Raw genomic sequence first — 12,149 nt, forward strand, 5'->3', positions numbered from 1 at the left:
ACTGATCGCTGTTTGCGACCATGCGAAAAACGCGGTGGCATCGTTGCTTCCGCACGTTGCAGAACACGATGGCTCGTCTTGTTCCACATGCAGCTTGCCGTCATGGCTGGCTGCAGCTCACCCGCAACAACCGCGCATCACCGCCCGCAGCGCAGGCGGTGATGCGACCGATTACGGCAGATTGATCCCGGCACACGTTGCCGGGCGTGCGTCCTTGATGGGCTGCACGCCGCTGGCATCGAAGCGCAGCGCCGCATGTGTCGGCGCGAACGCCGGCCAGGCCGGCAAGCCCGCCGCGTTGGGGTTGCCACCCTGTACGAACGCCGCCCAATAACGCTGCAGGTTTACCGGCGGCCTGCCGATCGGCAGGCCCTTGAACAGGAATGGCAACTCGGCACTATGGGTCACCTGGCCACCGGGTGCGGCGGTATCGAACACGTAGTGCCACACCGGCGCACCGAGTGCTGCCTGCCGCTGCGCGACGGTGACCGCAGGGCAGCGGAAGGTGAGATCGGTGGACAGCTGCACCGCGGGGCTACCTTCGCGCGCGGTGCGCTTTGCCTGCGCACGTTGCTGCCGTTGCAGCACGGCGTCGGCCTGCGCCGGGTAGTCGCGGCGCACACGTGCCTGCGCGCCCTGCTCGCCGCCATAGGTGAGCTCCTGCACCACATACCCGATCAACAGCGGCACCTTGGCCTGTTTGCCGTCGGCCAGCAGCGCCGCTGGCGCACGCGGCAACACGCGCCCGTCCACCACCGCCTGCAACCAGAGATAGCCATCGTCATCCAGCGCGGGCACGTCCACGCCCTGCGCGGCCTGGATCACACGCTCGGCCGGCAGCGCGCGCAGCTGTGCCAGCAGCGTCGCTGCATCGTCGATGCCGGCACGTGCGGCGATGCTGACACCCAGTGCGCGGTTGTCTTGCAGCGACCGCGCCGGCAAGCCAAAGCCGGCGGTGCCGCTCTGTTCGATCGCCGCGGAAAACAGGCCACGCGCCAACGGGCTGAGCATCAGCAGGCCCACGTCCTGGCCACCGGCCGATTGCCCGGCGATGGTCACACGCGCCGGGTCGCCACCGAACTGGGCGATGTTGTCGCGCACCCACTGCAACGCGGCGATCTGGTCGAGCAAGGCGTAATTGCCAGCGGCAGCATTGTCGCCATCGCGCAATTCCGGCAGCGACAGAAAACCGAACGCACCCAGGCGATATTGCAGCGTCACCACCAGCATGTCCTGCGCCACCAGGTTGGTCGGCAGATGCCCATCGGCGCCACCGGCCACATTGGCGCCGCCATGGATCCACACGAACACCGGCAGCGGTTTGGCTGGCTGCAACGCCGGCGTCTGCACCTCTACATACAGGCAGTCTTCGGTGCCGCGCTTGGCCATGGCGTTGTTCCAGCCCAATGCAGGCTGCACGCACGGGGTGGCGGCCACCGTGGCATCGCGCACGCCTGTCCAGGCCGGTGCCGGTTGCGGCGGCCGCCAGCGCAGCGCACCCAACGGCGGGGCGGCAAACGGAATCGCGCGGAACACCGCGCTGCCATCGTCCTGCCATTGGCCGCGCACCGGGCCGTGGTCGGTCTGCACCTGCGGCGGCGCAACCGGCGAGAGGGCAGCAGCGTTGCCGGCAACGGCCAACGCGCAACTTGCGGCAAACATCCAGACACGCGTGCGCATGCTTACGCTCCTGTCAGCGCGCGTGCGCGCCAGGCGGCTTGGAAGACAGCGGTGGCGGAGGCCACATTGAGGCTTTCCACCAGGCCGCTGCCGTGGATGGACAACTGCAGATCGCAGGCGCTGGCGAACTGCCGGTCCATACCTTCGCTTTCCGCCCCCATCACGTAGACGAGGCGCTGCGGCAACGCGGTGGCAAACACATCCTGCCCGCCGTCCACCAGCGTGGCGGCCACCGCAAAGCCGGCCTGCCGCAGCTGCGCCATCGCCTGCGCGGTATCGGGAAGCTGCACCAGCGGCACCGCTTCAGCGCCGCCTTCGGCCACGCGCGCGGCGGCACCGGACAATCCCAGCGTGGAGCCGGCCGGCAACAACAGACCAGCCACACCGAAGTGCGCCGACGAGCGCAGGATGGCGCCGAAGTTATGCGGGTTGCCCACCCCATCCAGCCACAGCGCCAGCACCGGGCCTTGCGGCAAGGCCGCCAGCCAGTCCTGCAGCGGCTGCGGCGGCACCCGCAACACCTCGGCCACGATGCCTTCGTGATGCGTGCTGGACGCCAGCTTGGTGAGGTCGGCCTCTTCCACCACGCGGTAGCCCAGGCGCTGCGCCACGCACCAGGCCAGCAAGGCCTTGAACTGCGGGATACGCGCTTCGGTCAGGTAGATCTTGCGCAGCGCATGCGGGCGCGCCTTGAACACCGCCTGGATCGCATTGATGCCGTACAGCCGCAGCTCGCGCGCGTTGTTGGCGCTGGCCGCGGCCGGCGCCGCAGCGCTGGTGCGCGGCGCCGGAGCAGACGGCGCGGGTGCGCGTGGCGCCGCACGGCCCCACGGATTGAGCGGCGCTGCGCCGCTGCCGGCGGTGTCGCGCGGCGGCCGTGCGCCACGCCCATCATGCTGTTTCATCGTTGTGTCCAGAAATCCGCGTTCTTGATGCCGAGCGAGACAGGATCGAACACGGGATCCAGCCCCTGGCGTTTCTGCCGTTCGTAATCCTTCAAGGCCAGCATCGCCGGCTTGTGCAGGATCAGGATGGCGATGATGTTGAGCCAGGCCATGACGCCCACGCCGATGTCGCCCAGGGCCCATGCCAGCTGCGCATTATGAAACGCGCCGAAGATCACCATGCCCAGGATGCCCAGGCGCAGCAGCAGCACGGTGAGCGGACGCCGGCGGTTGCCGTTGATGTAGCTCAGATTGGTTTCGGCCATGTAGTAATAGGCCATGATCGTGGTGAACGCGAAGAAGAACAGCGCGATCGCCACGAAGCCCGCGCCCCAGCCCGGCAGCACCGATTCCACCGCGGCCTGCGCATAGCCCGGGCCCTCTTCCACGCCGACCAGGCCCGCATACAGCCCTGGCTTGGCCCCATCGGGCGAATACACGTTGTACTTGCCGGTGGTGAGGATCAGGAAGGCCGTGGCGGTGCACACCATCATGGTGTCGAAGTAGATCGCAAATGCCTGCACGTAGCCCTGTTTGGCCGGGTGCGAGACCTCGGCCGCGGCGGCGGCGTGCGGTCCGGTGCCCTGCCCGGCTTCGTTGGCGTAGATGCCGCGCTTGACGCCCCATTCCACCGCCAGGCCCAGCAATGCACCGAACGCGGCATGGCTGCCGAAGGCGCTGCTGAAGATGGTGGCGAACATGTCCGGCACGCGTTCGGCGTTGAGCACCATGATGACCAGCGCCATCAGGATGTAGCCCATGGCCATGAACGGCACCACGATCTCTGCGAAGTTGGCGATGCGCTTGACGCCGCCGAAGATGATCACCGCCAGCATGCAGGCCACCAGGATACCGATGCCCAGCTTGGCGGCATCGCGCATCGGCAGGCCCATCCACTGCCCATCCATCGCGCCGCACAGGCTGGTGCCGCGGCAGGCGTTGATGGCGCTGTCGGCGATGGCATTGGCCTGCACGCCGGGCATCAGAAAGCCGGTGGCGATGATGGTGGCCACTGCGAAGGTGAGCGCGTACCACTTCAGGCCCATGGCCTTTTCGATGTAGTACGCCGGGCCACCGCGATAGCGGCCATCGGCATCCTTGATCTTGTAGATCTGCGCCAGCGTCGATTCCACATACGAGGTGGACGCGCCGAGAAAGCCCATCACCCACATCCAGAAGATCGCGCCCGGCCCGCCGAAGGCGATGGCGGTGGCCACGCCGGCGATATTGCCAATGCCAATGCGCCCGGCCATGGACATCGCCAGGGCCTGGAACGACGACACGCCGGCATCGGATTTCTGCCCGCCCACGGTGAGGCGGACCATTTCCACGAATCCGCGCACCTGCATGAAGCGGGTGCGGATGGTGAAGTACACGCCGGCGCCCAGACACATGAAGATCAGTGCCTTGCTCCAGACGATACCGTTGATGCCATTGATGAGTGCTTCCACGCAATCTCCCCGACGCGCCGACCGTTGACCCCAGCGAGGTGGGGAGTGCCCCGATTCTGGCCGAAAGCGCTGCACGATGCGACGTGCACGCGCGCCACAGGCTCAGCGTGTAGCCGCGAACCGGCTGAAAACGTGCAGATCGTGCGTGCCATCGGGGCGCAGCAGTGCGCCGCGCCGCACGCCCTGGGCCACGAACCCGTTCTTGCGCAATACCTGGGCAGAGGCCGGGTTGCTGTCCAGTACGGTCGCATCGATGCGTGTGAGTGGCAGCGCGTGCAAGGCCCACGCGAGGTAGGTCTGCACGCTGCGGGTCATCCAGCCGCGCCCCCAATACGCGCGGCCCAGCCAGTAGCCCAGTTCAGCGACATCGTCTGCACCACCGCCCGCACGACGCAGCGCGATGCTGCCGCAGGCCTGGCCGTCGATCACGATGGCCAGCACGGGGTCGCGCAGATCCACCACTTTGCCGGCCAGAAACGCCTCGCCATCGGCACGCGTATACGGGTGCGGAAAGCGCGTGCTCAGCCCGCGCGGCACCAACGGGTCGTTGGCATGCATCAGCAAGGCGTCCAGGTCGTCCTGGCGCCAGCGGCGCAGTAAGAACCCTTCCCCCTGCAACTGCAGGTCATCGAACATGCACTGGCCTCACCGTGCAGCAGCGTCGCAACGCTGCTGCACCATTGCCGCACGCCAAGCTCAGCGCTTGGCGGTCTGCGCCTGCTTGAGCGCGGCGCACAGGCGGATCGCCTCGCCGGTCTGGGCCAGGCCGCGGTCGGCGCCGCTGAGCGTGGCCAGGCGTGGCTTGAAGAACGCATCCAGACGATCGGCTTCCTCCACGCTGCAGCCGTTGAATGCGCCCAGCGACGGCAGGCCGCCGCCATCGAACGAACCACTGCGCTGCACGATGCGGTCGAAGTTGGCGGTGAACCACGGCCACATCGAGGCATGCGAGGCGTCATAGCTATGCCCACGCGTCAGCAGGCTCTTCATCTCGCCGACCTTGATCGCATCGGTCAATGCAAAGTCGCGCACCTGGGTGAGCAGTGCCGGATCCTGCACCGCGCCGAGCGCGGCGATCATCGCGTTGCGCTGCGCCGGGTCGGCATGCGTGCGCAGCGCCTGGATCAGCGTCTGCACGGCCGCGGCGCCGCGCTCCTGCGCGGTCACCGCCAGCACGGTGCCGAGCAGGTCGGGATTGGCCGCGGCGAAGTTCAGGCCATTGGCGCCACCTGCCAGCACCGCATCGCCCTGGGCCAACAGCGCGCTGCGCACTTCCGGGGTCTGCAGCCGCAGGCCGAACAGGCCGGCCAGGGACGTGCGCAATGTGGTGTCGTCGATCGACTCCTTGGCGCGGCGGGTGTAGCCAAGCTGACGCAGACGCGGCAGGTAGGCCTGCTCGGCCGCCTTGCGCAGGTTGGCGCGCTGCGCATCGGTGGTGGCCTGGTAGCGCCAGATCCAGACGAAGCGGTCCACCAACGCGGTGGACACATCGGCAGACTCGGCGCCGGCCAGTTGCTTCATCGCCGCCAGCACCACTTCGGTGTCGGCATCGCCGTGGCGATACGCCGCATCGATGGCGTCGGCGTAGGAGAGCTTTTCGTTTTCGTCGAGCTGTGCGACCTGCTTGCCGAGTGCGGCCAGCTGCTTCTTCGGCAGGCTGAAACGGTAGTAGCCGGCGCCACGCGCATTCGGGAACACCCAGGTGTTCTTGCCGGCACCTTCCAGCACGATGCTGCCGCTGCCGCTTTCCAGCAGTTGGCAGGCGGTGCCCACCTGGTTCTTGCCCTTGCCGTACTTCACGCACACCGGCACGCCCCACTGCTGCGCGGTGGAACCGGATGAGCCCAGCGGCAGGTAGCGCTGCTGTTGCAGTTTGACCACGGTCTTGCCGCCCTCGCGCGCCACCTGCGTCTGCAGGTACGGCACGCCCGGCTGATTCAGGAAGCTGCGGAATGCGGCCTTGAAATCCTCGCCCTTGCCGGCGGCTTCGGCGATCGCATCGACCAGGTCATCGGCGGTGGCGCTGCCGAACTTGTGCTTGGCGATGTAGGCGCGCATGCCCTCGCGGAACACGTCCTCGCCGACGAAACCCTCGAACATCGCCAGCACCGCCGCACCCTTCTGGTAGGTGATGCCGTCGAAGGCGGTTTCGATGTCGCCGTTGCCAGTGATCGGCTGGCGGATCTTGCGTGCGCTGACCAGGCTGTCGTTATCCATCGCGTGCTGCGCACCGCCGATGCGGTCCAGATTGGCGCGGTATTCCGGGTGCAGCTGCATGGTGACCTTCTGCTGCATCCAGGTGGCGAACGCTTCGTTCAACCACAAATCGTCCCACCACGCCATGGTGACAGTGTCGCCGGTCCATTGGTGCGCCAGCTCGTGCGCGTTGGTGTTGAAGGAGCGCTGCACGTTTTCGGCCGGCGAGTCCTTGTCCAGCAGCAACAGCCAGTCGCGGAAAGTCACAAACCCCGGGTTTTCCATGGCGCCGGCACTGAAGTCCGGTGCAGCAACCAGGTCGAGTTTGTCGAACGGGTAACCGAACGCGTAGTAGTCCTCCAGCGCCGCAATAATCGCCGGGGTCTGGTCAAGCGCGGGGGTGATGCGCGGGCCCTGGCCCTGGGCGGCGATGCCACGTAGCGGTGTGGCTGCGGGGCGCTGTGGGGTGGCCGGCATGGCCGGCACATCCACCACATCCCACGGGCCGGCCGCGTAGGCCACCAGATAGGTGGGCAGCGGCAGCGTCGGCGCGAAGCTCACCGTCTTCCAGCCCTTGCCGGCCGGCTTGGTGGAGGTGGCGATGGTGTTGGCCAAGGCCTGATCGCCCGCGGGCACGGTCAGGCTCAGATCGAACGGCGTCTTGAACGAGGGCTCATCGAAACCGGGGAACGCGTAGCGCGCACTGATCGGCTCCATCTGCGTCATCGCATATGCCTTGCCCTGGTACTTCACCTGATACAGGCCCTGCAGCTGCTGATTGAGCGGCGCGCTGTAGGTGATGTCCACGGTGAGCGTCTGCGGTTTGAGCGTGCGGCCGAAGTCCAGGCGCACCACGCCGGCCTGCGCATCGGCATCGACATAGCGTGCGGTGAGTGCCTTGCCCTTGGCCGGCTTCACAGTGGCCTTGCTGACCTTCAGCTCCTTGCCGTGCAGCCAGAGATGGTCCGATGCCTGCTTGAGCTGCACGCGGATGGTGGTGCGGCCGCTGAACTGCGCCTGCTCCGGATCCACCTTGATCTCCAGACTGTAGTGCTCGGGCACCGCCCAGGTGGGCAGGCGGCCATTGGGCACCGGCTCGCCGGCGGATTGCGCCAGGGCGCTCCCGCAGCACAGCGCAAGGACGGAGGGAGCAAGCAGACAGGCAAGACGACGCATGGGCGATTCCGGTCAAGGTAACCGCCGAAGTCGACCACAGCCAGGCAGTGCTGTCATGTGACCATAGTCATTGCACGGGGCGGTGCAGGCAATCGCGGCCACGCACCGCCAAAGTCGGCATGTTGGCTGATGGCTGGGGGCGACACAGCGCCGGTTGTGCATCACACGCGGGGCAGTGCCGCAGCTCATGAGTCATTGCATGCAGCTTGGCCACATGCATGCATGGGATGGCCTGCATTGCAGGGCGCCTGCGCGCACCACGCGTGCCGCCTGCTCGCACGCGGCGCAGCAGGCTATACGCAGTCACTGGTTCGGTTACGTCACAGGATGCCGAAACGATCGCTCGGCAGCGCAGTTGTTGCCGGCAGCGAAACCCGCTGCCGGCACCTGGATTACGCGTGTCCACCCACCGAAGGCGTGCGTGCCTCCAAGGCATCCAGCTCGCGCGCCAGTGCTTCGGGCGACTTGGTGTACGGGGCGATCAGGCTGTAGAACGCCGGCACCACGTACAGCGACAGCAGCGTGGACAACGACACACCAAAGATCACCACCACGCCGATGGTGGCGCGGCTGGCCGAGCCGGGCCCGCCAGCCACCACCAACGGAATTGCACCGACCACCGTGGCGATGGACGTCATCAGAATCGGGCGCAGGCGCACCGATGCCGATTCGACGATGGCCGCGTGCACAGTGCGGCCTTCGTCGCGCAGCTGATTGGCAAACTCAACGATCAGAATGCCGTTCTTGGCCGCCAAGCCCACCAACATCACGATGCCGATCTGACTGAACAGATTGAGCGTACCGCCGGTGAGCCACAGGCCGACCAGCGCGCCCAGTACCGCCAGCGGCACCGTCAGCATGATCACCAGCGGATGGGCGAAGCTCTCGAACTGCGCTGCCAGCACCAGGTACACCACCAGCAAGGCCATGCCGAAAGTCAGCAGCACCGCACTGCCAGATTGCTGGTACTCACGCGATTCGCCCTTCCATTCCACCTGCGCGTATTCGGGTAACTCTTCCTGCGCAGTCTGCTGGGCCCAGGCGATGGCATCGCCCAGCGGATAGCCCGGCGCCAGACCGGCACTGATGGTGATCGCGCGCAGCCGATTGAAGCGGTTCAACGTGCCGGCTTCAGCCACTTCACTGAGCGTGACCAGGTTGGACAGCGGAATCAGCTCGCCACGGATCGAGCGCACGCGGATGGCGGTGAGGTCTTCGGGCGACATGCGACCTTCGCGGCCGGCCTGCAGCATCACGTCGTATTCTTCGCCGTTGTCGACGAAGGTGGTCACGCGGCGTGAGCCCATCAAGGCTTCCAGCGCGCCGCCAATCGCAGTGACCGACACGCCCAGATCTGCCGCGCGCAGGCGATCGATATTCACGCGCATCTGCGGGCGGGTTTCCTTGTAGTCCGAATCCGCGCCCACCAGGCCGGGATTGGATTCCATGCGCTGCAGGATGCGGTCGCGCCATTGCGCGATCTCCGCGTAATCCGGGCCGCCCAGCACCATCTGGAACGGTTGGCCGCGGCTGCGCACCAGCCCGCCGCTCACCTGGGTGCGCGCACGCACGCCGGTCAGCACGTTGAGTTTCTGCTGCAGCTCGTCGGCAACCTCGGTGGTGGGGCGGTCACGTTTTTCCCAATCCTGCAGGAACACACTCACGCGGCCGGTGTGCATTTCCTCGCTGCTGCCAAACCCGCCGGGCACGCGCGGATTGGCACGCACGATGGGTTTGTCCGCGCCCACGTACGGGCGCAGGATGTCTTCCACCTGATGCATCTGGCCCACGGTGTAATCGAAGCCCGCACCTTCCGGGCCGTCGATCATGATCTGGAAGTTACCGCGGTCCTCGGCCGGAGCCAGCTCGGACGGAATGCGGCTCATCAACCACGCGCTGGCGCCCAGCGCCAACAGCATCAGCAACGCGAAGATCCAGGTGCGCTGCACATGCCGTTCCAGCGATCGCCCGTAGGCGGCCGACACCGCCTGCATGCGCCCGTTGAACCACTGATGGAAACGATTGGGCTTGGCCTGGTCGTGCGCGCGCAACAGCTTGGACGACATCATCGGCGTGAGCGTCAGCGCCACGAAGGCCGAAATCGCCACCGCTGCCGCCAGTGCCACCGCCAGCTCACGGAACAGCCGCCCGGTATTGCCTTCCAGAAAGCCCACCGGCAAAAACACCGCCACCAGCACCGCGGTGGTCGCAATCACCGCGAATGCCACCTGGCCGGTACCGCGCTTGGCGGCCACCAGCGGCGGCTCGCCGAGGTCGATGCGGCGCTGGATGTTTTCCACCACCACAATCGCATCGTCGACCACCAGGCCGATACACAGCACCAACGCGAGCAGGGTGAGCAGGTTGATCGAGAAATCGAACGCGTACAGCGCAATGAACGCGGCAATCAGGCACACCGGCACGGTAACGGCCGGAATCAGGGCCGCGCGTGCGCTGCCCAAGAACACCCAGATCACCACCAGCACCAGCACCACCGCTTCGATCAGCGTGTGGTAGACGCGCTCCACCGCCGCATCGATGAAGGTGGTGGTGTCGAAGGCAACGAAGATGTTGGTGCCCTGCGGCAGGGTCTTCTGGATTTCTTCGGCCTGCGCGCGTGCTTCGCGTGCCACGTCCAGCGCGTTGGCGGTGGAGTTGCGCACGATGCCCAGGCCCACGTTGGGCACGCCATTGCTCTGGAAATACGCGCGCCGTTCGGCCGAGGTGAGCTCCACCTTGGCCACGTCGCCCAGCCGCACCACATAGCCGCCCTCGCCCTTGCTCAGCGGCAGCTTGGCGAAGTCCTCCGGTTTGAGATAGCTGCGCTCCACGCGCAAGGTGAAGTCGCGCTGCGCCGATTCGATGCTGCCGGCCGGCAACTCCACGTTTTCGTTTTGCAGCGCGGTTTCCACATCGGCCACGGTGAGTGCGCGCGCGGCCAATTGGTCGCGGTCCAGCCAGATGCGCATCGCGTAGCGCTGCCGCCCGCCGATGCGCACCTGCGCCACGCCGTCCAGGCTGGAGAAGCGGTCAACGACATAGCGTTCGGCGTAGTCGGACAGCTGCAGCGTGTCCATCGTGCTGGAGCTCATGTTGAGCCACAGAATGGGGTCGGCGTCGGATTCGACCTTGGAAATCTCCGGCGGGCGCGCCTGATCCGGCATGCGGTCGGACACGCGGCTGACCGCGTCGCGCACGTCGTTGGCAGCCGCTTCCACATCGCGCGTCGGCACGAACTCGATGCTGATGTCCGACGAACCATTGCGGCTGCGTGCCTCGATGGTTTCGATCCCCTCGATGCCGGCCAATGCGTCTTCCAGCACCTGGGTGATGCGGCTTTCCACCACTGCCGCCGAGGCGCCGGTGTACTCCACGTCCACCGAGACGATGGGCGGGTCGATCGCCGGCAATTCACGCAGCGTGAGCCGGGTGAAGGACATCACGCCCAGCACGATCAGCAACAGGCTCATCACCACCGCCATCACCGGGCGGGTAATGGACAGGTCGGAGAGCTTCATTGTACGGCCTGCTTGCCGGCGGTGGCGGTCGCATTGGCGTTTGCCGGCGCGGCCTGCGCGTCGATCTTCAGGCCCGGGCGCAACTTGCCGGTGCCATCCACCACGATGCGCTCACCGGCTTTGACGCCTTCGAGGATTTCCACCTTGCCATCGCGGCGCTCGCCCAGCCGCACGTCGGCGCGCTCCACGCTGCTGTCCGGCTTGACCCGGAACACATACGACTCGCGCCCCACCTGAACCACCGCAATCTCCGGAATCACCAGCGCCTGCCGCGCCGGCTGGAACAGCCGCACATCCAGCAACATGCCCGGGCGCAACCGGCGGTCGTCGTTGGGGAAATCCGCACGCACGGTCACCGACCGCGTGGTTTCATCGATGCGCGAATCGATCGCCGCCACTTCACCTTCAAACTGCGCGCCCGGGTAAGCCGCGGCGCTGCCGTTGACCACGTTGCCAAGCTCGACCAGGCCGAGCTGCGACTCGGGCACCTGGAAATCCACATACATGCGCTCGACATCATCGAGCGTGGTGATCACGGTGCTGGCGGTGATCAGCGACCCGGGGCTGACCTGGCGGATGCCGAGCACGCCGGAGAACGGCGCGCGCACTTCGCGGTCGGTGATCTCCGCGCGCATCTGCTGCACGCGCGCCTCGGCGGCGTCGCGCAGCGCACGTTGGGTGTCCACGGTGGACTTGGCCACCAGTTGCTGGCCGACCAGGCTCAGCTGGCGCCGATACAGCTGCTCGGTTTCCTCGAAGGTGGCCTGGGCGGCGGTCAACGCGGCCCGCTGCGAATTGCCCCGCAGACGCAACAGCAGCTGCCCGGCCTTGACCTCGTCGCCACTGTCGAAGTTGACCTGCTCCACCACATCGCTCACCGCGGCGGTCAGCGCCACCGACTCGCGCGCACGCACGGTCGCGATCGACTGCACGGTCGAATTCCATGGCTGCACGCTCACCACTTGCACGACGACCGGAATCGGTTTGCTGGCGGCGGGCGCACTGGTCTGGCGGGCGCAACTGGTCAGCCCGACGGCCAACAAAAGCGCCACGCAAAAACGTGCGCTGGGTCGAACAAGCATCAGAACATCCTGGCGGGGTACGGCGAAAGTTTAACGACCCAGCCGCCATGCGGTTGACGAAAAGGGCGTGCTTTGCACCATGACCAAAGACCCTTGTCCTCG

Annotated in this window: 7 protein-coding genes; all 7 read right to left on the minus strand. The window is 66.7% G+C overall.

The features are described from left to right. Nucleotides 1-171: 171 nt before the first annotated feature. The 7 genes from ACD584_RS10235 to ACD584_RS10265 all read right to left on the minus strand — a co-directional run bounded on the left by ACD584_RS10235 (nucleotide 172) and on the right by ACD584_RS10265 (nucleotide 12,047). Nucleotides 172-1,662, minus strand: coding sequence for a carboxylesterase/lipase family protein (locus ACD584_RS10235; protein ID WP_372357287.1), 1,491 nt, complete (start codon nucleotides 1,660-1,662; stop codon nucleotides 172-174). Between the two features lie 20 nt (nucleotides 1,663-1,682). Further along, a complete protein-coding gene (locus ACD584_RS10240; protein ID WP_070689944.1) occupies nucleotides 1,683-2,585 on the minus strand; it encodes a TrmH family RNA methyltransferase in 903 nt (300 codons plus the stop codon). Continuing rightward, nucleotides 2,582-4,075, minus strand: a complete 1,494-nt coding sequence (locus tag ACD584_RS10245) for a sodium:alanine symporter family protein (RefSeq protein WP_014508760.1) — start codon at nucleotides 4,073-4,075, stop codon at nucleotides 2,582-2,584. The genes ACD584_RS10240 and ACD584_RS10245 overlap by 4 nt, the downstream gene beginning before the upstream one ends. 102 nt (nucleotides 4,076-4,177) lie before the next feature. Further along, complete coding sequence (locus ACD584_RS10250) at nucleotides 4,178-4,711, minus strand: GNAT family N-acetyltransferase (RefSeq protein WP_076037073.1); 534 nt, start codon at nucleotides 4,709-4,711, stop codon at nucleotides 4,178-4,180. Between the two features lie 60 nt (nucleotides 4,712-4,771). After that, entirely contained in the window at nucleotides 4,772-7,447 is a 2,676-nt protein-coding gene (locus tag ACD584_RS10255; RefSeq protein ID WP_076037074.1) for a M1 family metallopeptidase, read from the minus strand. A gap of 392 nt (nucleotides 7,448-7,839) precedes the next feature. Further along, nucleotides 7,840-10,965 (minus strand): efflux RND transporter permease subunit, encoded by a 3,126-nt coding sequence (locus ACD584_RS10260; RefSeq protein WP_076037075.1) that lies wholly within the window; start codon nucleotides 10,963-10,965, stop codon nucleotides 7,840-7,842. Further along, nucleotides 10,962-12,047 (minus strand): efflux RND transporter periplasmic adaptor subunit, encoded by a 1,086-nt coding sequence (locus ACD584_RS10265; protein WP_076037076.1) that lies wholly within the window; start codon nucleotides 12,045-12,047, stop codon nucleotides 10,962-10,964. Before ACD584_RS10265 ends, ACD584_RS10260 begins: the two co-directional genes overlap by 4 nt. Nucleotides 12,048-12,149 lie beyond the last annotated feature (102 nt).

This window comes from Xanthomonas sp. NCPPB 2922 (assembly GCF_041520885.1).
Classification (GTDB): domain Bacteria; phylum Pseudomonadota; class Gammaproteobacteria; order Xanthomonadales; family Xanthomonadaceae; genus Xanthomonas; species Xanthomonas campestris.

Coding starts and splice junctions, on each gene's coding strand:
- ACD584_RS10250 (WP_076037073.1), bottom strand. CDS start 4,711: ATGTTCGATGACCTGCAGTTGCAGGGGGAAGGGTTCTTACTGCGCCGC.
- ACD584_RS10255 (WP_076037074.1), bottom strand. CDS start 7,447: ATGCGTCGTCTTGCCTGTCTGCTTGCTCCCTCCGTCCTTGCGCTGTGC.
- ACD584_RS10235 (WP_372357287.1), bottom strand. CDS start 1,662: ATGTTTGCCGCAAGTTGCGCGTTGGCCGTTGCCGGCAACGCTGCTGCC.
- ACD584_RS10260 (WP_076037075.1), bottom strand. CDS start 10,965: ATGAAGCTCTCCGACCTGTCCATTACCCGCCCGGTGATGGCGGTGGTG.
- ACD584_RS10265 (WP_076037076.1), bottom strand. CDS start 12,047: ATGCTTGTTCGACCCAGCGCACGTTTTTGCGTGGCGCTTTTGTTGGCC.
- ACD584_RS10240 (WP_070689944.1), bottom strand. CDS start 2,585: ATGAAACAGCATGATGGGCGTGGCGCACGGCCGCCGCGCGACACCGCC.